This is a genomic window from Streptomyces sp. RK62, assembly GCF_018070255.1.
Classification (GTDB): Bacteria; Actinomycetota; Actinomycetes; order Streptomycetales; family Streptomycetaceae; genus Streptomyces; species Streptomyces nigra.
Genome location: NZ_JAGPYD010000010.1, coordinates 228,343 through 250,417, shown reverse-complemented (window position 1 = coordinate 250,417; position 22,075 = coordinate 228,343). Strand labels below are relative to the sequence as shown.

At 73.3% G+C, this 22,075-nt stretch carries 25 protein-coding genes, 1 tRNA gene and 1 pseudogene; 15 read left to right on the top strand and 12 right to left on the bottom strand.

The window, feature by feature from the left end; all coding sequences use genetic code 11:
- Positions 1–93: 93 nt before the first annotated feature.
- From KBY32_RS21070 to KBY32_RS21050, 5 genes are all read left to right on the top strand, one after another.
- Positions 94–168, top strand: a tRNA-Thr gene (locus KBY32_RS21070).
- 188 nt (positions 169–356) lie between these two features.
- Positions 357–593, top strand: coding sequence for a hypothetical protein (locus KBY32_RS21065; RefSeq protein WP_055625317.1), 237 nt, complete (start codon positions 357–359; stop codon positions 591–593).
- Positions 594–721: 128 nt separating this feature from the next.
- Complete coding sequence (locus KBY32_RS21060) at positions 722–1,090, top strand: hypothetical protein (RefSeq protein ID WP_055625316.1); 369 nt, start codon at positions 722–724, stop codon at positions 1,088–1,090.
- 298 nt (positions 1,091–1,388) lie between these two features.
- Positions 1,389–1,796: a hypothetical protein gene (locus KBY32_RS21055; RefSeq protein WP_181890452.1), complete on the top strand. Its 408-nt coding sequence runs from the start codon at positions 1,389–1,391 to the stop codon at positions 1,794–1,796.
- A 234-nt stretch (positions 1,797–2,030) separates the two neighbouring features.
- Positions 2,031–2,378, top strand: coding sequence for a hypothetical protein (locus KBY32_RS21050; RefSeq protein WP_063885516.1), 348 nt, complete (start codon positions 2,031–2,033; stop codon positions 2,376–2,378).
- 116 nt (positions 2,379–2,494) lie between these two features.
- Here the strand turns inward: KBY32_RS21050 and KBY32_RS21045 are convergent, their stop codons facing one another.
- The 3 genes from KBY32_RS21045 to KBY32_RS21035 all read right to left on the bottom strand — a co-directional run bounded on the left by KBY32_RS21045 (position 2,495) and on the right by KBY32_RS21035 (position 3,980).
- On the bottom strand, positions 2,495–2,788 hold the full coding sequence (locus KBY32_RS21045; RefSeq protein ID WP_055625148.1) for a hypothetical protein: 294 nt from the start codon (positions 2,786–2,788) through the stop codon (positions 2,495–2,497).
- A gap of 257 nt (positions 2,789–3,045) precedes the next feature.
- Positions 3,046–3,339, bottom strand: a complete 294-nt coding sequence (locus KBY32_RS21040) for a hypothetical protein (RefSeq protein ID WP_055625143.1) — start codon at positions 3,337–3,339, stop codon at positions 3,046–3,048.
- A 143-nt stretch (positions 3,340–3,482) separates the two neighbouring features.
- Positions 3,483–3,980, bottom strand: coding sequence for a hypothetical protein (locus KBY32_RS21035; protein WP_055625142.1), 498 nt, complete (start codon positions 3,978–3,980; stop codon positions 3,483–3,485).
- A gap of 340 nt (positions 3,981–4,320) precedes the next feature.
- Here KBY32_RS21035 and KBY32_RS21030 point away from each other — a divergent pair, with 340 nt between their 5' ends.
- The 6 genes from KBY32_RS21030 (at position 4,321) to KBY32_RS21005 (ending at position 9,754) form a co-directional block, all read left to right on the top strand.
- The gene (locus tag KBY32_RS21030; protein WP_210981173.1) at positions 4,321–5,139 is read left to right on the top strand and encodes a hypothetical protein; all 819 of its coding nucleotides are present in this window, start codon (positions 4,321–4,323) and stop codon (positions 5,137–5,139) included.
- A gap of 54 nt (positions 5,140–5,193) precedes the next feature.
- Positions 5,194–5,475 (top strand): hypothetical protein, encoded by a 282-nt coding sequence (locus tag KBY32_RS21025; RefSeq protein ID WP_055625140.1) that lies wholly within the window; start codon positions 5,194–5,196, stop codon positions 5,473–5,475.
- 153 nt (positions 5,476–5,628) lie between these two features.
- Entirely contained in the window at positions 5,629–6,906 is a 1,278-nt protein-coding gene (locus tag KBY32_RS21020; RefSeq protein WP_247689754.1) for a wax ester/triacylglycerol synthase domain-containing protein, read from the top strand.
- Between the two features lie 26 nt (positions 6,907–6,932).
- Positions 6,933–7,214 (top strand): acyl carrier protein, encoded by a 282-nt coding sequence (locus KBY32_RS21015; protein ID WP_055625138.1) that lies wholly within the window; start codon positions 6,933–6,935, stop codon positions 7,212–7,214.
- The gene (locus KBY32_RS21010) at positions 7,211–8,419 is read left to right on the top strand and encodes a beta-ketoacyl synthase (RefSeq protein WP_210981172.1); all 1,209 of its coding nucleotides are present in this window, start codon (positions 7,211–7,213) and stop codon (positions 8,417–8,419) included. Before KBY32_RS21015 ends, KBY32_RS21010 begins: the two co-directional genes overlap by 4 nt.
- Before the next feature lie 51 nt (positions 8,420–8,470).
- Positions 8,471–9,754, top strand: coding sequence for a wax ester/triacylglycerol synthase domain-containing protein (locus KBY32_RS21005; RefSeq protein ID WP_210981171.1), 1,284 nt, complete (start codon positions 8,471–8,473; stop codon positions 9,752–9,754).
- A gap of 1 nt (position 9,755) precedes the next feature.
- Here KBY32_RS21005 and KBY32_RS21000 read toward each other — a convergent pair whose 3' ends face one another.
- Together KBY32_RS21000 and KBY32_RS20995 are read right to left on the bottom strand one after the other, a co-directional pair.
- On the bottom strand, positions 9,756–10,241 hold the full coding sequence (locus KBY32_RS21000; RefSeq protein WP_210981170.1) for a GNAT family N-acetyltransferase: 486 nt from the start codon (positions 10,239–10,241) through the stop codon (positions 9,756–9,758).
- 9 nt (positions 10,242–10,250) lie between these two features.
- Entirely contained in the window at positions 10,251–11,138 is an 888-nt protein-coding gene (locus tag KBY32_RS20995) for an aminoglycoside phosphotransferase family protein (RefSeq protein WP_210981169.1), read from the bottom strand.
- A 54-nt stretch (positions 11,139–11,192) separates the two neighbouring features.
- On the opposite strand from KBY32_RS20995, the gene KBY32_RS20990 reads away from it, so the two are divergent.
- The gene (locus tag KBY32_RS20990; protein WP_210981168.1) at positions 11,193–12,599 is read left to right on the top strand and encodes an FAD-binding oxidoreductase; all 1,407 of its coding nucleotides are present in this window, start codon (positions 11,193–11,195) and stop codon (positions 12,597–12,599) included.
- Positions 12,600–12,610: 11 nt separating this feature from the next.
- Here the strand turns inward: KBY32_RS20990 and KBY32_RS20985 are convergent, their stop codons facing one another.
- The 3 genes from KBY32_RS20985 to KBY32_RS20975 all read right to left on the bottom strand — a co-directional run bounded on the left by KBY32_RS20985 (position 12,611) and on the right by KBY32_RS20975 (position 16,397).
- Positions 12,611–14,107, bottom strand: a complete 1,497-nt coding sequence (locus KBY32_RS20985) for an MFS transporter (protein WP_210981167.1) — start codon at positions 14,105–14,107, stop codon at positions 12,611–12,613.
- 68 nt (positions 14,108–14,175) lie between these two features.
- Entirely contained in the window at positions 14,176–15,156 is a 981-nt protein-coding gene (locus KBY32_RS20980; RefSeq protein ID WP_210981166.1) for a zinc-binding dehydrogenase, read from the bottom strand.
- An 80-nt stretch (positions 15,157–15,236) separates the two neighbouring features.
- A complete protein-coding gene (locus tag KBY32_RS20975; protein ID WP_210981165.1) occupies positions 15,237–16,397 on the bottom strand; it encodes an NAD(P)-binding protein in 1,161 nt (386 codons plus the stop codon).
- Positions 16,398–16,555: 158 nt separating this feature from the next.
- Between KBY32_RS20975 and KBY32_RS20970 the strand changes: the two are divergent.
- A pseudogene (locus KBY32_RS20970) lies at positions 16,556–17,264 on the top strand (pentapeptide repeat-containing protein).
- A gap of 84 nt (positions 17,265–17,348) precedes the next feature.
- Here the strand turns inward: KBY32_RS20970 and KBY32_RS20965 are convergent.
- Entirely contained in the window at positions 17,349–17,849 is a 501-nt protein-coding gene (locus tag KBY32_RS20965; RefSeq protein WP_055625147.1) for a hypothetical protein, read from the bottom strand.
- 42 nt (positions 17,850–17,891) lie between these two features.
- Here KBY32_RS20965 and KBY32_RS20960 point away from each other — a divergent pair, with 42 nt between their 5' ends.
- Entirely contained in the window at positions 17,892–19,328 is a 1,437-nt protein-coding gene (locus KBY32_RS20960; RefSeq protein ID WP_210981164.1) for a M1 family metallopeptidase, read from the top strand.
- Here KBY32_RS20960 and KBY32_RS20955 read toward each other — a convergent pair.
- From KBY32_RS20955 to KBY32_RS20945, 3 genes are all read right to left on the bottom strand, one after another.
- Positions 19,325–19,795 (bottom strand): hypothetical protein, encoded by a 471-nt coding sequence (locus tag KBY32_RS20955; RefSeq protein WP_210981163.1) that lies wholly within the window; start codon positions 19,793–19,795, stop codon positions 19,325–19,327. The genes KBY32_RS20960 and KBY32_RS20955 overlap by 4 nt on opposite strands.
- 6 nt (positions 19,796–19,801) lie before the next feature.
- A complete protein-coding gene (locus KBY32_RS20950; RefSeq protein ID WP_210981162.1) occupies positions 19,802–20,779 on the bottom strand; it encodes a bifunctional GNAT family N-acetyltransferase/NUDIX hydrolase in 978 nt (325 codons plus the stop codon).
- A gap of 91 nt (positions 20,780–20,870) precedes the next feature.
- Positions 20,871–21,446 (bottom strand): TerD family protein, encoded by a 576-nt coding sequence (locus tag KBY32_RS20945; protein ID WP_037709701.1) that lies wholly within the window; start codon positions 21,444–21,446, stop codon positions 20,871–20,873.
- 182 nt (positions 21,447–21,628) lie between these two features.
- On the opposite strand from KBY32_RS20945, the gene arfB reads away from it, so the two are divergent.
- On the top strand, positions 21,629–22,066 hold the full coding sequence (gene arfB / locus KBY32_RS20940; protein WP_055625125.1) for an alternative ribosome rescue aminoacyl-tRNA hydrolase ArfB: 438 nt from the start codon (positions 21,629–21,631) through the stop codon (positions 22,064–22,066).
- Positions 22,067–22,075 lie beyond the last annotated feature (9 nt).

Sequence of the window (22,075 nt, the reverse complement as noted above, 5' to 3'; positions counted from 1 at the left end):
GTACCAGGAGCATGTGAACTTCACGGGAATTCTCGGCGGAGCCCGCCCGCGGGGTGGGTACACTGCACGGGCGCGTGCGTGAAGCGCGCGCACGCCTCCTTAGCTCAGCTGGTCCAGAGCGGCTGTCTTGTAAACAGCAGGTCGTCGGTTCGAATCCGACAGGGGGCTCTTCGCAACTGCGGGGCGGTGACTCGAAAGAGACCGCCCCGCACGTCTTTTCCCGTCCCCTTTCACACCCCCATGTCCCGTCACGGACACGGGACATGCGCCGTCATGGAATAGGATCGCTACTGCTAGTGTTCATGCAGTCACAGTGGGCAATCAGCCTCATGTATGTAATGAAATCCGAGGGTTCCATGCGCAAGCTTCACAAGGTCATGATCGCCGCTGCCGCCGCCGGCGGGCTCACCGCGATCGGCGCGGGCACGAGCGTCGCCCACGACGCCACCCCGTCCGTGACGGACATGTACCGCCCGTACCAGGAGTGCAGCCCGCAGACCGTGGCCGCCACCGACGTCCCGGTCGCCGTGCTCGGCCTCTCCGAGACCTTCGACACCACCTGCGGACAGTTCAACAACGCCTTCACCCGCTGACGACCGGCGGCGTGGTCGTGCGCGATGCCTTCCACGGGCCCCTTCGGAGTCACCCCCGAGGGGGCCCGTTCCTGCGCGGCCACCGGGAAGGCGTGTCCGGGCCCACCCTCACCAAGGAGACGCAACACATGTTCAACGGCAAGAGGATCGTGGCTGTCTCGGGGCTGCTCGGCGGCCTCGCCCTGGCCGGCATCGGTGCCGGACCGGCCCAGGCCGCGGCCCCGGCCTGCGCCCTCGACGCGCAGGGCAACATCATCTGCACGCAGACGGTCACCGGGCAGACGCCCGAGGGCGACGACTTCGTCCTGCGGCGCAGCGTGAACTGCCAGCCGTCGAAGCCCCTCACCCTGCCCGCCCCCGGCGTCCTGTCCAACGGGCAGACCCGGATCGGCCCCCAGATCACCTGCGCCGACATGAACGAGCCGGCGCCCGCGGTCCCCGCCGACAGCGGCGAGCAGAACGAGGTGAGTCCGCTCATCGCCCGCCTCCTGGGCTGAGCGGGCGACCGCGGTACGAAAAAAGCACGAAGAAAGCAGCGGACGGCCGGAATCAGGGAGACCTGATCCGGCCGTCGCTTTTTTTCGCGCGCGCGCCCGGACCGGTAATTCGGCGAACGGGTGAGGGTTGCTTCCGGGCCGTGACCCGGACCCGGGGTGGCGTCGTTTTCGTTGGAAGGAAACGGACCCGACACGCCTCAGGCCGCGACGAAAGATCCCAAATTGCTACGGATTGACTGTATATGCTCACATTAAGTAGTCAACCAGGGCCTCGTGCCCGGGAAGAAAGGGTCAATCCATGCGCAGGTTTCAGCGCGTCGCGGTGGTAGCCGCGGCTGTTGCGGGGCTGTCCGCCTTCGGTATCGGTGCCGGTACCGCGTTCGCCGACGAGAACGAGTGGGAGGGGCAGTTCGTGACCGCGGTGGCGAACTCCTCGGCCAACGCCGTCGCCACGACGGCCACGCCGGCGGCCGAGAAGGCCGCCCCGGAGGCCGCTCCGGTGGCCGCCGCCCCTGAGGCCGCCCCGGTGGCCGCCCCCGAGGCCGCTCAGCCGGTCGCCCCGGAGGCCGCTCCCGTCGCTGCTCCGGAGGCCGCTCCGGAGGCCGCCCCGGCCGCCGAGCAGGCCGCCGCCCCCGAGGCCGCGCCGGAGGCCGCTCCCGAGGCCGCCGCCCCGGAGTACGGCTACGGCGAGTACGCCGCGAAGTAAGCATCTCCCCGCGGGAACCGGTGCACGAGATTCAGGGCCTCGCATCGGATTCCCCCGGTACGCCGCACGCGGTGTGCCGGTGAAACCTCAGAATTCGCAGCCCGGCCGCGCGGCAGACCCCTTCGGGGTGCGCGGCCGGGCTGCGGCGGTGCCGTCGCCGGACGTTCCCGAACAGGCGCCCGGCGACGGGTTTTTCGACACTCGACCAACACCAGGACAAGAGGAACGCAGCACATGAACGGTCGACAGAAGATCGCAACCGTATCGGGGCTCATCGGAGCGCTCGCCGTCCTCTACGGCAGCGCCGCACCCGCGTTCGCGGACGACTCCAAGGGGGTCTGCACCATCACCTCGCAGGGCGACATCGTCTGTGTGAAGAAGAGCGAGGTCGTCCACAAGGACAAGCGCAACGGCTATGTGCTCCAGCAGAAGCAGGACTGCTCGACGACCGAGCGGCCCCGTGTGATCACGGCCGACGGCCGGGTGGGACGCGAAGGCTCTGTGGAGTCGGGTCCCGTCGTCGAGTGCAACAACGAGGCGGAGCTGCCCAAGGGGTTCAAGCTCCCCAAGTTCGACTTCTGACACCCGCCGCGCCGGCCCCTTTCGGCCGGTCCCTTTCGGGGGCATGAAGAAGCCGGACCCGGATTGCTCCGGGTCCGGCTTCTTCATGCTGTGCTGTGGGAGAGAACTCCCTTACCTCACTTGCCGAAGGCGCTGTTGTTGCAGCCCATGGAGGAGCCGAGGTGGGTCTCCTGCGCGCCCGGGTTGCCCTCGCCGTTCAGCAGGTTGCCGCCCAGGCCGTTGGCGATGCCGACCTGGCCCAGGATGTCGACGTTGGCGTCGTGCGAACGGCAGTTGCTGCTCTGCAGGACGCTGACGCTGCTGCCCTTCTGGCCCCAGCCGCCCTGGTCGGCCGTGGCGGTGCCGGCGCCCAGGAGTCCGACGGTGCCGAGCGCGGCGACCACGACGGCGGCCTTGTGGAGCTTGTGCATGTTCATCTCCGGTGGAGTGGAGGGGGATTGCGGTCCGTAATGGACCGCGTGCGTACAGTCACGGAGGCTAATAGGAAGTATTTCTGGGCCCTGGGCGGCGCGCCCGAATTCGGGAGACTCTCACCATGTTGGCCGATGGCGTATGAATTCGAATGGTTCTCCGGTGAATTGCGGGCAAAAAGGAGTCCCGGCGTCGGACTCGCGGTCCGGCGCCGGGACTTGATCCCGCTCGGGCCGACGATGCGGCCCGGGGTGGCTCAGAAGGCGCTGTTGCTGCAGCCCATCGTCGAGCCGAGGTGGGTGTCCTGCGCGCCGGGGCTGCCCTCGCCGTTGAGCGCGCTGCCCAGCAGGCCGTTGAGGATGCCGACCTCGCCGAGGACGTCCAGGTTCAGGTCGTGCGACTTGCAGTTGGAGCTCTGCAGGACGCTGTACTTGTCGCCGCCGCTCTTGCCGTGGCCCTCGTCGCCGTGCGCGGTGGCCGTGCCGGCGCCCAGGAACCCGACGGTGCCGAGGGCGGCGACCACGACGGCGGCCTTGCGAAGCTTGTGCATGTCATCTCCGGTGGAGTGAGGTGGGGTGCGATCCGTGAGAGATCGACTTCGTACAGTTACCGGAGATTAATAGGAACTATCCGATATGTCCGGAGCGGCACGCCGACTTGATCGATGTCGCTCCGGAAGCACCCGGAAAGTCGTCAGCGCGTGGCGTGCGCGGTGGCGAGGGAGTTGGCCTGGCTGTTGGCCTGGTCGCAGTCGATGCCGCGGGTCTCGGCGGCGGCCAGCACGGCGACCGGGACGGCCGCGTTGAGCAGGCTCTGCGGGCTGCACTCCTGGTACGGGCGGAAGAGGTTGGCCTGCTGGACCGGGCCCGACGGGGCGGCGGCCGGCTGCGGGTTGACCTGCGGGCTGATCTTCGGGCTCAGTTGGGGGCTGACCTGCGGGCTGACCTCCGCGCCGCGCTGCGGGGCCGCGGCCGGGGCGGGCGCCTGACGCTGCGCCGACGGCACGTTGGAGGACTGCGCGCTGGCCTGGGAGCCGGTCCACGAGCTGGCCTGGGCGTCCTGCTGCGGCGCCGCCGGAACGCCACCGCCGTACCCGACGGGGGTCTCCCCGGCGAGGCTGGGGGCCGCGCCGATCGCCGACAGACCACTGGCTGCTGCCACGACGAGTGCGACCTGGTGAAGCTTGCGCATGGAACTCGGCCCTTCATTGACCTTGCATGGACGTACGGGAATTGCTCCGACCCATGCGGGGAACGACCCGGCGGCGCACGCGGTCACGTCCCGGAATGCACGCTCACCCGTTTGGCGCGGAATGCTTTTATCCGACCGGCGGCATTTGAGTGACGGAATTCTGAGCGCCGTGACCTGGCGGCCCCCGTTTCGTTCCCCAGCAGGAAGGCGTGAAGTCCACATGACAGCTCAGGCATTACCCCTGTAAGGGCGCAGTACGAATATCAGACTGAGCGCACGCGACATCCCCACGAATTAATACGGATTTCCCTGCACAGGTAATGAAGGGCCGAGGGTTTCCATGCGCAAGCTTCACAAGGCCGCGCTCGTCGTAGCGGCGGCAGGCGGTCTCACCGCCATCGGTGCCGGCGTGAGCGAGGCCGCCGACCAGCCCGTCGGGTACAGCGGTGCCGCCCCGGCTCCCGCTCCCGGCTACCCGGCGCCGCAGTACGCGGCCCCGGCACCGGCTCCCGCCCCCCAGTACCAGGCGCCGCCGCCGCAGTACGCGGCTCCCGCTCCGCAGTACCAGGCGCCGCAGCAGTACGCCGCCCCGGCGCCCGCTCCCCAGTACCAGGCGCCCCAGTACGCGCCGGCTCCCGCCCCGCAGTACCAGGCCGCTCCGCAGCAGAGCGCGCCGGTGGCCGCGGCGGCGACGTCCCGCTCGGAGGGCGCGGCGGCCGTCAGCCATCCGCAGCCGGCCCCGCAGTACGCGGCCCCGGCCCCCGCTCCGGCGCCCGCTCCGGTGGCCGCCCCGCAGGCGCCCACCGGGTACGCCAGCGCCGCCGCCACCTCGGGCGGCTTCGCACAGGCCTCGACGCCGCAGGCCGCTCCGCAGGCCGCCCCGCAGCAGGCGGCGCCCCAGGTCGTGCCGCAGGTCACGCCGCAGGCCGCGCCCCAGGTCATGCCGCAGGTCGCCCCGCACGTCTCCGCTCCGCAGGTCTTCAGCCCGGAGCCGGCGCCGCGGGTCGCCCCGCAGGTGAACCCGCAGGTCAACCCTGAGGTGAACCCGCTGATCAACCCGCTGATCTCGCCGGCGAGCGCGCCGCAGGTGCCGGGCCTCGGCCTGGGCCAGGTCGCGGCGCCCCCGGTGGGCCAGCTGGGTCTGCCCCGCCTCGGCTGATCACCGCACCGATCCGCCGCACACCCCCTCAATCGCAAGACCAACGGAGAGAACATGCGCAAGCTCCACAAGGTGGCCCTCGTGGGCGCCGTCCTCGGCAGCGTCGGTTCGTTCGGCGCCGGCACCGCCCTCGCCCACGGTGAGGCCCGTGCCCACGACGTGGACATCACGCAGGGCATCGAGTGCCGCTCGCACGACATGAACATCGACGTCCTCGGCAACCTCGGCGCCCTCAACGGCGCGCTGGCCAACGCCCTCAACGGCGAGGGCTCCCCGGGCGCCCAGCCCAGCCACCTCGGCTCGGACATGGGCTGCAACAGCGCCGCCCTCAAGTAGCCGCAGGAAGCGCACGGTTCACGCCCGCTCCGTCACGGGGCGGGCGTTGGACTGCCACCCCGGCAACGCTGTGTGAACGTGTGTGACTCTACGTGTATGGTTGGTCGCGTCGGCTCACGAGGCCCGACGGAACGGACGGCGAGGAGTGGTCCCTTGGGCAAGTCGACCTTGCTGAAGATCCCCCGCATGCGACTGTCCTACGCCGACGAGATGCTGCTGGTCAACGGCTGCCCCGGCGTCATCGGCCTCGCCGCCGTCTTCTCCGGTGAGCCGCCCGCGCCGGACCGGGTGCGCGCCCGGGTCGCCGAGCGCTGGTCCGGCCTGGAGCGGATGCACCACGTACTGGACCTCCCGGCGGGCGGAGCGGGCGGCGCGCGGTGGACCGTGCCGGGGCCGTTCGATCCCGGCGCCCATGTCGCCGTGGCCCCGACCGGGTTGGACGCGCTGTGGGCCACGAGCGTGGACCGGCCGCTGCCCGGCGGACTCCCGCCCTGGCGGCTGTACATCGTCCCCGGCGCGGCGTACGGCGGTGACTTCGCGCTGGCCCTGGTGGCCCAGCACACCCTGCTGGACGGGCGGTCCCTCGCGACGCTGATGCGGGCCCTGGTGGACACGCCCGCCGCCGCGCGGAGCAGGGCCCGGCCCGCGCCGCCCCGTACCGGACTGCGCGCCGCGGGCCGGGAGCTGAGGACGATGACGGCGGTCGGGCAGTCCGTGCCGCTGCGGCCGCCCGGCGAGGCGCGCGCCGCGGTCGCGGTGCGCGAACTGGCCGCGGACACCGTGCGATCGGCCCGCCGGCAGCCCGCCGACGGGCGGGGCGCGACGCTCAACGAACTGCTGGTGGCCGCCGTCGCCGGTGCGCTGCGCGCCCGCTACGGACCCGTCCGGGACTGGAGCGCACGCGACGAACCCGTGTACACGGCGGTGCCCTGCGATCTGCGCACCCGGACGACCACCGCGGAACTCGGCAACACCGTCACGGTCGTCCGGGTGCCGTTGCCCGTCGACGTGGACGGCCCCGTGGCACGGCTGCGGGCCTGCCAGGCCGCGCTGGCCACCGTCCCCGACCGGGCGGCCGTCCACGCCGGCGTGCTCTTCCCCGCTGCAGAAGCGGTTCGCCGCACGGGGCCCTGGGTGACCCGGCTGCTCACCGGCCGCGGGCGGCACACCTGTTTCGCCGCGACCGCCACCACGGCGCTCAAGTGGCCCGGCGCGGCGGACACGTTCGACGGGCGGCGTCTCGTACGCACGGTGGGGCTCCCGCCCCTGCAGCGGCCGGGCACCGCCAGCTTCGCCCTGGCCCAGGTGGGGGACGCGGTCACGCTCACCGTCGTGTCCCATCTGCGCCCGGACGACGCGGGACGGCTCGCCGACGCGGTCGTCGCGGAGTTCGGCACCTGGGCCCGGACGACGACGCCGTCAGTGCCCTGACGGCACCACAAGAGGGAGGCAGTTGGATGGAAGCGGAACACGGCGACGTATGGGAAGCGCTGCGCCCGCTGTGCGCGCGGGTGATGTCGGTGCCGGCGGAGGCGGTGGTGCCGCACGCCCGGCTGGTCGCCGACCTCGGCGCCGACAGCCTGGACATCACCGAACTCGAGGTGGCGTCCGAGGAGATGTTCGGGGTGTCCCTGCGGGGCACGGACAAGTCCCGGGTGTCCACCGTGGGTGATGTCGCCGACCTGATCGTGCGGCTGCGCGCCGGGGCCCCCGGCCTCCACAGCCCCGTGGGCCGATGACCGGCCGCCCCGCCGTCGCCGTCACCGGCCTCGGTGTGCGCTGCGCGGCCGGCTCGACCCCGGACGAGCTGTGGGACAGCCTGCTGCATGGCCGTTCGGCGGTCTCGCTGCACTCCTTCGACGCCGACGGCACCGTCGTGCACCCGGCGTCGGCGATGCGCGGCTTCGACCCGGCCGGGTACCTCGCGCCCAAGGAGGTGCGGCGCACGGACCGTTCGGTGCAGCTCGCGGTGTGCGCGGCCCTGGACGCCGTGACGGACGCCGGCGGACTGCATGTCGCGCCCGAGCGGCGCGCGGTCGTCACCGGCACCGGGTACGGCGGGGTGACCAGCCAGGAGAACGGCATCGGCCAGCCCGACGTGCTCTACGCGCCCCGGCTGATGAACAACGCGGGCGCGTACTGGATCACCGCCAAGGTCGACGTCACCGGGCCCAGCCTGACCATCTCCACCGCCTGCTCCTCCGGTACGCACGCCGTGGGCGAGGCGCTGCAGATGATCCGGTCGGGCTGTGCGGACGTCGTCGTCGCCGGAGGCCATGACAGCCCCCTGACACCGACGACCGCGCTGGCCTTCGGCCGGGCCGGGGCGATGGTCACCTCCTGCGCCGAACCGGAGTCCGCGTCACGCCCGTTCGACGCCGCGCGGCAGGGCTTCGTCCTCGCCGAGGGCGCCGCCTTCCTGGTGCTGGAGCGGCTCGACCTGGCCCGGGCGCGCGGGGCGCGCGTGTACGCCACGCTCACCGGGTACGGCCGTACGTCCGACGCCTTCCACCTCACGGCGCCGCACCCGGACGGGGCGGGCGCGCGGGCCTGTATGGAGCGGGCGCTCGCCGACGCCGGGACCACCGCCGACGCCGTCACCCATGTCAACGCGCACGGCACCGGCACCGAGTTGAACGACCTGGCCGAGGCGCGGGCCATCAGCGCCCTGTTCGGGCCCCGGCGGGTGCCCGTGACCGCGCCCAAGGCCGTGACCGGGCACGGGCTGGGGCTCGCGGGGGCGCTGGAGGCCGTCGTCACCGCGCTGTCCGTGCGCGAGGGGATCGCGCCGCCCACGGCCCATCTGACCCGGCTGGACCCGCGCTGCGAGCTGGACGTCGTCGTCGGTGAGCCGCGCAAGATCCCGGACGGGCCGGTGCTCAGCAACAGCTTCGCCTTCGGGGGCCACAACGCCTGTGTCGTCCTCGACTCGCCCCGTCTGTGAGCACCGGCGGCGGACATGACCGGGGGAAACGCGGAAGGGAGGCGGCGGGGCATGAGGCTGACGGCCATCGAGGAAGGGCACCTGCGCAACGGGATGCCCGGGACCATCGGGATCGCGGGGCTCTTCCCAGCGGACGGGCCGCCCTTCGATCTGGCGTGGCTGCGGGCCCGGGTCCGGGAGCGCTGGGGCGGCCTGGAGCGGATGAACCTCACGCTGCGGCCGCCCGCCGGCCCGGCCGCGTTCTCCGGGCACCGCTGGGCGGTCCGGCCGTTCGACCCCGCCGCGCACATCGCCATGGACGACCGGGACCTGAACACCCTGCTGACCGATGCCGTGAGCCGGCCGTTGCCCGAGGACCGGCCGCTGTGGCGGCTGCTGGTGACCGAGCGGGCCGGAGAGAGCGGTGAGCGCGCCGTCGTCCTGCTCGCGCACCACGCGCTGCTCGACGGGCGGTCGCTGGAGACGCTGTTCCGGCTGCTGATGGACGACGCCCGCCCGTCCCGTCCGCCCGTGCCGGGTACGGCGTCCGCCCGGCGGCCGGTCCGCGCCGCCGGCGTGGGCCGGGAGCTGCGGATCATCGGCGCCCGGGGCCGGGCCCTGCCCGCCGCGCCCACGGAGGACTACGCCCCGTCGGTGGCCGTCGTAGGTCTCGACGCGCCCGTGATGCGCGCAGCGCGCCGGCAACCCGAGGCCGGCCGGGGCGCCACGCTCAACGAACTGCTGCTCAGCAGCTTCGCCGGTGCCCTGCGCGCCCGTTACGGCCCGCTGAGCGCCTGGCCCGCCGGACCCGCGCCCTTCTTCGGCACCGTCCCCGTCGATCTGCGCGGCCGGCACGACGCGCACCGGCTCGGCAACGGCGTCACCGCGCTGCGCATCCCGCTCCCCGTCGACCTCGACTCGCCGGTCGCGCGGCTGCGCGCCTGCCAGGAGGAGGTCGCGGCGTTCGACCACCGCTGCGACGCGCACCGGGCGATCCTGCCGCCGCTGCTCGCCACCGCGCGGGCCATGCCCTGGCTGGCCCAGGTGATGGCCCGGCGCCTGGCCCGCCCCGAGCTGACGACCAGCCTGTGCACGGCGTTCAAATGGCGGGACCACCCGAGCCGGCTGCACGGGCGCGCCCTGGCCCGGGTCGTGCCCCTGCCGCAGCTCGCGACACCGGGCACCGCGAACCTGTGCCTGGTGCACTGCGCGGACACCTACACCCTCACCGTCGTCAGCCATCTGCGGACCGGCGACGCCGAGGCGATCGGCGGCGCCGTGGCCCGGGAGCTGGCGGCGGTCGCGGCGTGCGAGGCCCCGGTGGACCGCTCGGCGCGCGAGGTGCGGGCGCGGTGAGTCAGGACCGCCCGGCGCCGCCCAGCGCGGCCAGGGCCCCGTCCGTCAGCCGGTACACCGTCCACTCGTCCTGCGGGCGGGCGCCCAGGGCCTCGTAGAAGGCGATGGACGGGGCGTTCCAGTTGAGCACCGACCACTCCAGACGCTGGTAGCCGCGCTCCACGCACAGCCGGGCCAGCTCGGTGAGCAGCGCCTTGCCGTGTCCGGCGCCCCGGGCGGCGGGGCGGACGTAGAGGTCCTCCAGATAGATGCCGTGCACCCCGCGCCAGGTGGAGAAGTTCAGGAACCACAGCGCGCAGCCGACGGTCTCGCCGGTGGCGTCGTCGGCCGCGATGTGCGCGTACACGGCGGGGCGTTCGCCGAAGAGCGCCTCGTGCAGCTGCTCCTCGGTCGCCCTGGCCTCGTGCGGCGCCTTCTCGTACGCGGCGAGCTCACGGATCAGGGTGTGCAGGGTGGGGACGTCGGCGGGGGTGGCGGGGCGAATCATGGGGGGAGGCTATCCGGGCCGCCCGCGCAGCCGCTCCGCGATCTCGTAGTGGCGCTCGTCCAGGGGGCGGCCGTCCTCGATGTCCCAGAGGCAGTTCTGCAGCAGGCGGCCGTATGTCCAGGCCAGGGCGCGGGGCCGGTCCAGGCCGAGGGTGTCGGTGAGGGCGTCGAAGCGCCAGAGGACGTCGTCGGCGTCGAAGCGGTTGTCCAGGGCGGGCCACAACTCGAAGCCGGGGTCGCCGGCGAGCGGTTTGGGGTCGATGGCCAGCCAGGGGGCGCGGGTGGAGGCGAGGACGTTCTCCTCGTGCAGGTCCCAGTGGAGCAGGCGGTCGCCGGGCTCGTCGGCGACCTCCCGTACGGCGGCGGCGCAGTCGGTGAGGAGGCGGCGGGCCCGGGGGTCGGTGATGTGCTCCAGTGCGCGCGGCGTGCGCTCCAGCATGCGGTGCGCGATGTCGCCGAGGCGGCGCAGGCCCGGGGGAGCGGGGAACGACGTGAGGTGGGCCAGCAGTCGGGCGATCACGAGGACCGACTCGTGGGCGTCGGGCAGGTGGGCCAGGGAGCGGGTGGAGTCGAGGCGTTCCAGGAGCATCGTGCCGGTGGCGGGGTCGTGGTCGAGGAGGCGGACCGCGCCGTCGCCGTCCCAGAGGCGCAGGGCGACCGGCTCGCCGGCGGTCTCGTCGTCGAGGAGCTGGAGCTTCAGCGCGGCGGGGGTGCCGTCCCGCCGGGTCACCGGGACGACCAGCGCGGCGACCCCGTGCATCGGACGTCCGTCGGCCGTCAGCTCCCAGCGGTCGAGGAAGCCGGCCGTGAGCGTGGGGAGGGCGGCGACGAAGGCGCGGCCCGCCTCCCCGTTGTACTCCTGCTGCGACGCGGCGAGTTCCGCGGGGACCTCGATCATTCCGGGGACCCTACCGGGCTCCCGGAATCGGCTCCTTCGAATTACCGTCCTCGCATGAGCAGATCGGACAGTGGTGCGGTGAACGGCGGCATCTCCTTCTGGTACGCCGACGACGGCCTGCCCGCGGTGCGTGAGCCGCTGGCCGGGGACGCCTCGGCGGACGTGGTCATCGTGGGCGGCGGCTACACGGGGCTGTGGACGGCGTACTACCTGAAGAAGGCGGTCCCCTTCCTGCGGATCACCGTCCTGGAGCAGCGCTTCTGCGGGTACGGCGCGTCCGGGCGCAACGGCGGCTGGCTGTACAACGGCGTCGCGGGCCGCGACCGGTACGCGAAGCTGCACGGTCACGAGGCGGCCGTACGGCTCCAGCGGGCCATGAACGACACCGTCGCCGAGGTCGTCCGGGTCGCCGGGGAGGAGGGCTTCGACGCGGGCATCCACCAGGGCGGCGTCCTGGAGGTCGCCCGCACGCCCGCGCAGTGGGCGCGGCTGAAGGCGTTCCACGAGCACGAGCTGTCGTACGGCGAGAAGGACCGGGAGCTGTACGGCGCGCGGGAGACGGCCGAGCGGATCCGGGTGGCCGACGCGGTCGGCTCGACGTGGACGCCGCACGGTGCGCGCGTGCACCCCGTGAAGCTGGTGAAGGCGCTCGCGGCGGCCGTCGAGGCGCTGGGCGTCACCATCCACGAGCTGACACCGGTGACCGAGATCCGGCCGAAGCACGCCGTCACCCCGTACGGCACCGTGCGCGCGCCCTATGTGCTGCGCTGCACGGAAGGCTTCACGGCCGGGCTGAAGGGCCAGCGGCGCACCTGGCTGCCCATGAACTCCTCGATGATCGCCACCGAGCCGCTGACCGAGGAGCAGTGGGCCTCGGTGGGCTGGGAGGGGCGCGAGACGCTCGGCGACATGGCGCACGCCTACATGTACGCGCAGCGCACGGCCGACGGGCGGATCGCGCTGGGCGGCCGGGGTGTGCCGTACCGCTTCGGGTCGCGCACGGACAACGACGGGCGCACCCGGCCGGAGACCGTCGAGGCGCTGCGGGAGGTGCTGGTCGCCTTCTTCCCGTCGCTGGCCGGGGTGCGGGTCGAGCACGCCTGGTCGGGGGTGCTGGGCGTGCCGCGCGACTGGTGCGCGACGGTGACGCTGGACCGCTCGACCGGCCTCGGCTGGGCGGGCGGCTATGTCGGCTCCGGCGTCGCCACGGCCAACCTGGCGGCCCGCACCCTGCGCGACCTCGTCCAGCAGGACTCGGGGCAGGGCGGCAGGACCGACCTCACGGAACTGCCGTGGGCCGGCCACAAGGTCCGCAAGTGGGAACCGGAGCCGCTGCGCTGGCTGGGCGTCCACGGCCTGTACGCCGCGTACCGCGCTGCGGACCGCAGGGAGCGGGACACGAACAGCGCGGAGTCGTCCCGGCTGGCCAGGGTGGCGGATCGGGTGGCGGGGCGGCACTGATCAGTCCGGCTCTAGGTCACCGGTTCCTCCGCCGGTGTCGGGTGGGGTGTGCCGTGGCTCGGGGGTTTTGTCGTCACCATCAGGGCCGCTACGACGCCGGCCAGGAGCATGATGGCGGCCGCCCACCAGATGGCCACCGTGTAGCCGTGCACGATGCCCTGCTGGGTGACCAGTTCGCGGCGGGCCGGGGTCGTGAGGTGGGCCGTGATGTAGGCGGCGGAGCTGGTCGTGGCGATCGTGTTGAGCAGGGCCGTGCCGATCGAACCGCCCACCTGCTGCGAGGTGTTGATCGTCGCCGAGGTGACGCCGGAGTCCTGCGGTGCCACGCCCGCCGTCGCCGTGGCGAACACCGGCATGAAGATCAGGCCCATGCCGAGTCCCATGAGGATCAGGGCGGGCAGGACGTGGGCCGCGTACGAGGAGTTCACGGTGAGCTGGGTCAGGAGCACCATGCCGGTCGCGGCCAGCAGGGCGCCCGGGGCCATCAGCAGGCGGGGCGCCACATGGTCCAGGAGGCGGGCGGCGATCTGCGTGGAGCCGATGATGATGGCGGCCGTCAGGGGCAGGAAGGCCAGCCCGGTCATCACCGGGCTGTAGCCGAGGATGACCTGCAGGTAGTAGGTCATGAAGAGGAACAGGCCGAACAGGCCGATGACCGCCAGGGCCATGGTCAGGAAGCAGCCCGCCCGGTTGCGGTCCCTGACGATGTGCAGTGGCAGCAGGGGGACCGGGGCTCTGGTCTGCCAGGTGACGAACGCCGTCAGCAGGGCCGCACCCGCCGCGAACAGGGAGAGTACGAGCGCGTCGGTCCAGCCTCGGGATTCCGCCTCCGCGAAGCCGTAGACGATGGCCACCAGGCCGCCGCAGCCCAGCAGTACGCCGGGGACGTCGAGGCGGGCGCCCGCGTGGACGGGGCTGTCGTGGAGCAGGGCGTAGGCGCCGATCACGGCGATCACGGCGATCGGCACGTTGACGTACAGGCACCAGCGCCAGTCCAGGTACTCGGTGAGGACGCCGCCGACGATGAAGCCGATGGCGCTGCCGCTGCCGGCCAGGGCGCCGTAGATGCCGAACGCCTTTCCGCGCTCCCTGGGGTCGGTGAAGGTCGTGGTGAGCAGCGACAGGGCGGACGGGGCCAGGACGGCGGCGAAGACGCCCTGGAGGGCGCGGGCGCCGAACAGCATCCCGGCGGAGGTGGCGGCACCGCCCAGCGCGGAGGCGGCGGCGAAGCCGATCAGGCCGATGACGAAGGTGCGTTTTCGGCCCGCCAGGTCGGCTATGCGCCCGCCGAGCAGCAGCAGCCCTCCGAACGCCAGCGTGTACGCCGTGATGACCCACTGGCGGTTGCCGTCGGAGATGCCGAGGTCCGCCTGGGCGGAGGGGAGCGCGATGTTCACGATGGTCGCGTCGAGGACCACCATGAGCTGCGCGAGTGCGATGACCACCAGACCCCACCAGCGGCGGGGGTCTGCTTCCCGGGCTTCTTCACCCGTTCGGGTGACTGTCATCTGGCCAGAAGACCATGGTTGGGGAGGCGTCGCATCTGGGGAGGACGGCCGTCGCGGCCGCGGTGCGGTCATGGTTCCAGCACCACCTTTCCGGTGGTCGCGCGGGTCTCCAGGGCGCGGTGGGCGTCCGCGGCCCGGGCGAGCGGGAAGCGCTGCACGGCCGGGACCAGGCGGCCCGCGGCGGCCTCGGTGAGGGCGCGCAGCTCCAGGGTCCGCAGCGGGTCGGGGCCGCCGGCCCGGCGCAGCATCGCGGGGCCCAGGACCTGTTCGGACACCCCGTCGACGAAGAAGGGGCCGCCGCCGCGCAGGCCCTCGGCGGACCAGCCGAACACCAGGTGCCGGCCGCCCGGCCCGAGCAGGGCGACGCTCGCGCGGGCCACGTCGCCGCCGACGCCGTCGAGGACGACGGTGGCGGGCCGTCCGCCGAGGAAGGCGCGCACCTTCTCCGGCCAGCCCGGGTCCGTGTAGTCGACGGCGAGGTCGGCGCCGTTCTCCCGGACCCGCGCGGTCTTCTCCGGTCCGCCGGCCAGACCGACGACCACGGCCCCGGCGTTCTTCGCGTACTGCACGAGCAGGGTGCCGAGGCCGCCCGCCGCGGCCGGGACGACGGCCACCGCGTCCGGCCCGAACTCGGCGAACTGGACGATCCCCAGCGCCGTACGGCCCGTGCCGATCATGGCGACGGCCTGCGCGAAGTCCAGGTTCTCCGGGATCTCGTGGACCCGCTCGACGTCCGTGACGGCGAGTTCGGCGTAGCCGCCCGGCGCGAAGCCGAGGTGGGCGACGACCCGCTTGCCGAGCCAGAGCCCGGCGACGCCCTCGCCGAGCGACTCCACGACTCCGGCGACCTCGCGGCCGGGGATCGTGGGCAGGCTCGGCGGCTGGGGCGACGGGCCCTGGAAGCCCTCGCGCAGGGCCGTGTCGAGCAGATGGACGCCGGCGGCCCGGACGGCGATCCGGACCTGGCCGGGGGCCGGGCGCGGGTCGTCGACCCGCTCGTAGGTGAGGTTCTCGGCCGGGCCGAAGGTGTGCAGGCGGATGGCGTGCATCGTGGGTCCCCCTCGCTGACGTGCGGGTCGGTCGGGCGTCCCGCCCGGGCGGACGGGGACGTTGTGACGATGCTCCGACCTCAAGCTTGGTCGAGGTCAAGCGCCTTCCGGCCGAGGGCCAGGGACACGGCCGTGAGCGCGCTGGTGAAGGACACCTCGGACAGCACGCCCGGCGCCGCCACCTGGTCGCCCGCCAGATAGACGCCGTTCCCGCGGTCCACGGCCGGCCGGTCCCGCCAGCTGGTGCCGGGCGGATCCACGGCACCGGTGCGGCCGCTCGCGAGGGCGTCGCGGCGCCAGGTGACCCGTTCGCGCCAGCCGGGGAAACCGAGGTCGAGAAGCTGCTCGGCACGGGCCGCGCCGTCCGCGCGGGACTCGTCCGGGGCGATCGGGATCTGCCCCTGGATCAACTGCTCGCCGGCCGGCGCGAGTGACGGGTCCTGGGCGGTGAACCGCTCCAGCCAGCCCGGCGCGTCCAGGTCGGAGACGATGAAGGCGTCGCCGCGCCGGGTGCGCAGGGCGAGGTCGATCAGCGCCGTCCGGCCGCTCGGCCAGGTCAGGGAGTCGTCCCGGAGCAGCCGCCGGGCGGCGGCCAGCGAGGTGGCGACGACGACCGGGGTGTCCGTCGGCAGGGTGTCGATCCGGGCCAGCGTCTCCACGCGCACCCCGAGATTCCAGGCGCGCGCCGCCATCCGGTCGATGACGCTCGCCCAGCCGCCGCGCGGGTAATGCGCCTCCGGAGGCAGCCGGGTGGCCCGGCGCAGCCGCTCCTGCACGAACGCGGCGGACAGAGCGCCGGGGTCGTGGTGGAACAGCGCGACCGCCGCGTAGTGCGCCGCCACACGCGCTGCTTCCTCGCCCGCGACGCCGGTCGCCCAGGTGCGGAAGTCCTGGTCGACGGGCGCCTGCGGCACACCGGGCCGCAGCAGCTTCAGCAGGGCGAGGGGCGGGGTGCGGCGCAGTGCGCCCCGGTACCGGAGCCGGAAACGGGCCCCCTCCCGGGCGGGGATGGGGGCGAGCGGGCCGATCAGGTCCCGCTGGGCGAGCCACGCCCAGTGCGGGCCGCCGTTGTAGAGGGCGTGCGGTCCCTCGTTCGTCCGGTACGGGCCGTCCGCGGTCCGGGCCCGGCCGCCCAGGGTGTGGTGGGCCTCGTACACGGTGACCTCGGCGCCCGCCTCGGCGGCGGTGATGGCCGCGGCGAGTCCGGCGAAGCCGCCGCCGACGACGGTGATGCGGTGCATGGCTGGGGATCTCCCTCGCGCTCGGTGCGCCCGTGGGCCTTCCTTCGCCGGTACGACGGCCCGGGCGCCCCGGATGTGACATCGCCCCCGGGCACCGAACACTCCGGGGATCGCCGCGGGTGAAGGGCGTTGTCAGTGGCGGGGTGCAGCATGGGGGCATGGCGGGAAGAGTGAGGGGTGCGGGCGCCGGCGCGGCGCGGGGTCCGGGGCGCGCGGGCGTGCCGGGGGCGCGGCGGCCGGAGCTGCGGCTGCCGCCGCTGGAGCCCCACGGGGGCGGCGGGCTGGAGCCGGACGGCGACTACGACGGGCTGGAGTTCGCGGAGGCGGACCTCTCCGAGCAGGACGGCGGGGGCGCCCGCTTCCTGGACTGCGCGCTTGCGCGGCTGTGTGCTGGACGGGACACGGCTGCGGTACGCCCGGCTCCTGGACTCGGTGCTCTCGACGCCGCGCGGGGTCGGCACCGACCTCGCGGAGGCGACGCTGCGGGACGTCGAGGTGCTGGACGCCCGGCTGGGCGGGACGCAGGCGCACGGGGCCGTGCTGGAGCGGGTGGTGGTCCGGGGCGGCAAGATCGACTATCTGAATCTGCGCAAGGCGAAGCTCCGGGACGTCGTCTTCGAGGACTGTGTCCTGGTCGAACCGGACTTCGGGGGCGCCCGCCTGGAGCGGGTGGAGTTCGTGGACTGCGTACTGCGCGGGGCCGACCTCACCGGCGCGACCCTGACGGACGTGGACCTGCGCGGCGCGACCGAACTGGACATCGCGGGCGGCCTGGACCGGCTGTCGGGGGCGGTGATCAGTACGGGGCAGCTGCTGGACCTGGCCCCGGCGCTGGCGGCGCAGCTGGGGCTGCGTGTGGAGGGGTGAGCGGTCCCGGGCTGTCCGGCTACGGACTGAGCGTCCCAGGGCTGGGCGCTCCGCCGGGAAGCACCCTCGGCCTGAGCGCCCCCGTCACGGCACCCGGGGAAACCGTGCCTGGAGTGTCCAGATCGCCGGGTTCTCGCCCAGGTCCTCGTGCAGGTCGACCAGGTCGGCGATCAGGTCGTGCAGGAAGTCCCGGGCCTCGCGGCGCAGGTCGGCGTGCGAGAAGGTCAGCGGGGGCTCCTCCGCCGGCATCCAGTCCGCCTCGATGTCCACCCAGCCGAACCGGCGCTCGAAGAGCATGCGGTCCGTGGACTCGGTGAAGTCCAGCTCGGCGTGCTGCGGGCGGGAGGCGCGGGAGCCGGCCGGGTCCCGGTCCAGCCGCTCGACGATGTCGCAGAGCGCCCACGCGAAGTCGAGCACCGGCACCCATCCCCAGGCTGTGGACAGCTCCCGGTCCGCCTCGGTGTCGGCGAGGTAGACGTCACCGCAGAACAGGTCGTGGCGCAGGGCGCGCACGTCCGCGCGGCGGTAGTCCGTCTGCGGCGGGTCGGGGAAGCGGTTGGAGAGGGCGTAGCCGATGTCGAGCACGCTGGGCATGGTGTCACGGCTCCCGCTCATAGGATCACCGACGTGTCCCGTACCGCACCCGCCGCCCCCGGCGCCGCCCTGAGCGCCGTCCCCACCGCCGCCCTGAGCGCCCTGCTCGCCCTCGCGCTCACCGCGTGCGGCGGGGTCGACGGCACTCCCGGCGGCCCGGGCGTGCGCGACCCGTACTTCCCCAAGGCCGGCAACGGCGGCTACGACGTCGGCCACTACGCCCTCGACCTCTCCTACGACCCCGCCACCCGGCACCTCGCCGGCACCGCCGAGATCACCGCGCGCGCCAAGAAGGACCTGTCCGCCTTCGACCTGGACCTGACCGGCCTGGACGTCGAGCGGGTCGAGGTGGAGGGGCGCCCCGCCCGCTTCAGCCGCAACGGCCAGGAGCTGATCGTGCGGCCGCGCGACGAACTCATCGAGGGCGAGACCTTCCGGACCGTCGTGCGCTACTCCGGCAGCCCCCGCACTGTCACCGACCCCGACGGCTCCAAGGAGGGCTGGCTGCGCACCGCCGGGGGCGGGGCGCTCGCGCTGGGGGAGCCGACCGGCTCGATGGCGTGGTTCCCCGGCAACCACCACCCGTCCGACAAGGCGACCTACGACGTCACGGTGACCGTGCCGGAGGGCACCGAGGTGGTGTCCAACGGGGAGCTCGCCGGCCGGCGCACCACCGGCGGCCGTACGGCCTTCCGCTGGCGTACGGGCGAACCGATGGCCGGGTATCTGGCCACCCTCGCCATCGGCGACTACACCGTGCACCGGTCCACCGTGCGCACGGCGGCGGACCGGGAGATGCCCGTGTACGCGGCCGTCGTCCCCGGCCAGGAGAAGGCCGCCCGGAAGGCGCTGGCGACGCTGCCGGAGGTCGTGCGGTGGGGCGAGGACACCTTCGGCCCCTACCCGTTCGCCTCCACCGGCGCGATCGTCGCGGGCGAGTCGGACGCCGAGTACGCGCTGGAGACGCAGAACCGTCCCGTCTTCCCCGGCGCCCCCGACACCGAGCTGCTCGTGCACGAGCTGGCCCACCAGTGGTTCGGCAACTCGGTGACCCCGGAGAGCTGGCGGGACATGTGGCTGAACGAGGGCTTCGCCACGTACGCGGAGTGGCTGTGGCGGGAGGACCACGGCGGCGACAGCGCGCAGGAGACCTTCGACGCCCTCCACGACCACGGCGAGGACGAGCACGAGGACCTGTGGTCCTTCCCGCCCGCCGAGCCCCCCGGCGCCGACCGCATCTCCGACGAACCCGTCTACTCGCGCGGCGCGATGGTGCTCCACAAGATCCGGCAGACGGTCGGGGACGAGGACTTCCGGGAGCTTGTACGGGGCTGGGCGGCGAAGCACCGCCACGGCAACGCCGACACCGACGACTTCACGTCGTACGTGGAACGGACGGCTCCCGACGAGGACTTCACCCCCATCTGGCGGGACTGGTTGTACGGGAAGGGCAAGCCCGAGCGCCCTTAACGCGGCTCGGCCTTCTCCACGTCCTCCCGTATCGCCGCCCGTGCCGCCCACACCGCCTCCGCGTGCTTCAACCGGCGTTCCTGCATCGCGGCGGAGTCGAGCGGGGGATCGCCGGTGGCGAAGGCGGTCTGCAGATCCCGGAGGGTGGCGTACACGGCCTCCAGGACGTCCGCCATCTCCTGCGGGGCGCACAGCAGGGCGCTCTCGCGGGCCTCGTCGCAGCCCGAGGAGCGGAACGCCTGGCGTACGGCCGCCGCGCGCTCCCGGCCGTCGCCGGTCACGGCGGCCTCGCGCATGTCCTCGTAGGCCAGCCGGTAGGTGGTGAGGGCGGTGACGTAGATCCGGCGGCGTTCCTGGCGGGTGCGGTCGGCCTGGTCGCGGCGCCACCGGACGCGGTCGGCGACGAGGGTCGAGCCGACGCCGATGAAGGCGCCCAGGGCCGTGGCGGCGAGGGTCGTCCAGTCCATGACGGCTCAGGAATCCCCGTTCTCGGTGCTCTCGGTGCTCTCGGTGTACGAGGCCAGCAGCCGGGCCAGGTCCGGCGGCCACAACGGCTCCGGCGCGGCGACGAGTTCGGCCGCCGTCCACCAGTGCCAGCCGAGGATCTCGCCGCCGTCCTCGCCGAGCTGAGGGCCCGTCGGCTCCCGGCGCGCGCCGAGCGCGAGGTAGATGTGCTCCCGGCGGCGCAGCGGGATGCCCTGGTGGGTGAAGTCGTGGTCCCAGGTGCACAGCAGCGGCCCCGGCTCGACGTCCGTCCAGCCGGTCTCCGCGCGCAGTTCGCGTACGGCGGTCTCGCGGGGGTCCTCCTCCGAGGCGGGGCCGCCGGGCAGGGCCCAGTGCGGGCCGGCCTCGTCGTCGGCGTAGCGGAACAGGAACACCGCGCCCTCGGGGTCGAGCACGGCCACCCGGGCGCCGGTGAGCACCGCGCGCGGGGTGACGGCCAGGGACTTGCGCAGCACCGTGCAAGGCCGGTCGTGCTCGCGGTCCCTGCCGTGCCCGATCGCCTCGTAGCCGAGGGACGCCCAGAAGGCGAGGGCCGGAGCGTTGCCGTCGAGGACCGCGAGGCGGACGCCGCTGTGGCCCGCGGCCGACAGGCGCTCCTCCACGAGCGCGGCGAGCCGGGTGCCGTGGCCCTGGCGCTGGGCCGACGCGTCCACCATCAGCAGCCCGATCCATGGGTCAGGATCGTCGGGGTCGGGGTGGCGGGCCAGGGTGATCACGACGCCGACCAGCCGTCCGGCGCTGCGCGCGAGCAGGACCTCCGCCCCCGGTACGGCCAGCTCGTCGGCCAGGGCCGCCGCCACCTGCTCCGGCCGGATGTCGTCGGGGTCGGGGAAGTCGCCGCTGAGCGCCTGGAACGCGCGGTTGGAGGCGTACAGGGCGGTCAGCTCGGTCAGGAGCGGGGCCGGGATGTCGTGGTCGGGAGTGGTCGGCAGGGGGTCGAGGATCACGGGGGCAACCTATCGGAGGGGCGCCCGCGCGGCCGTACGACGCCGGAACCCCCCGGCGGAACCGGGGGGTTCGGGTCGGTGCGGGGGACCGTCAGACGTTGACGCCGAAGTCCTGCGCGATGCCGACGAGGCCCGAGGCGTAACCCTGGCCGACGGCACGGAACTTCCACTCCGCCCCGTTGCGGTACAGCTCGCCGAAGACCATGGCGGTCTCGGTCGCGGCGTCCTCCGACAGGTCGTAGCGGGCGATCTCGGCGCCGCCGGCCTGGTTCACGATGCGGATGTACGCGTTGCGGACCTGGCCGAAGTTCTGCGAGCGGTTCTCCGCGTCGTAGATGGAGACCGGGAACACGATCTTGTCGATGTCGGCGGGCAGACCCGCCAGGTTGACGTTGATCGCCTCGTCGTCGCCGGCGCCCTCGCCCGTGCGGTTGTCACCGGTGTGCACGATCGTGCTGTCCGGGGTCTGCTTGTTGTTGAAGAAGACGAAGTGGGCGTCCGAGTAGACCTTGCCCTGCGTGTTGACCGCGATCGCCGAGGCGTCGAGGTCGAAGTCCGTGCCGGTGGTGGTGCGGACGTCCCAGCCGAGACCCACGGTGACGGCGGTCAGGCCCGGAGCCTCCTTGGTGAGCGAGACGTTGCCACCCTTGGACAGGCTTACAGCCATTGTTGGGAGTCCCTTCCCTCGTTGCGGTACGGCTAGAAGCTACAGCTACCCCTATGAACGCGGAGAGCGGTAGCTCAGTTCCAGGTGTCTTTACTTTCTTTGCCGAAGAACGCCCGCAGGGGGCAACCGCCGCCGGTACGCCGCCGATATTCGCGTGACGTGGACGGGACAGGCGCGGGACCATGGAGGACATGTCCGGTCCCCATGTCATCCGCGGCTCCGTCTCCCTCCCGGAGGCCGAGCTCATGTGGCGTTTCTCGCGCTCGGGCGGTCCCGGGGGCCAGCACGTCAACACCAGTGACTCGCAGGTCGAGCTGCGCTTCGACCTCGCGGCCACCGAGGCGCTGCCCGAGGTGTGGAAGCAACGCGCGCTGGAGCGGCTGGCCGGCCGGCTGGTCGACGGCGTCCTGACCGTACGGTCCTCCGAGCACCGCTCCCAGTGGCGCAACCGCGAGACCGCCGCCGTACGGATGGCCTCGCTGCTCGCGGAGGCGACGGCCCCGCCGCCCAAGCCGCGCCGCCCCACGCGCGTCCCGCGCGGGATCAACGAGCGGCGGCTGCAGCAGAAGAAGCAGCGCGCCCAGACCAAGCGCGGCCGCTCCGGCCGGGACTGGAACTGAAGGCTCTCG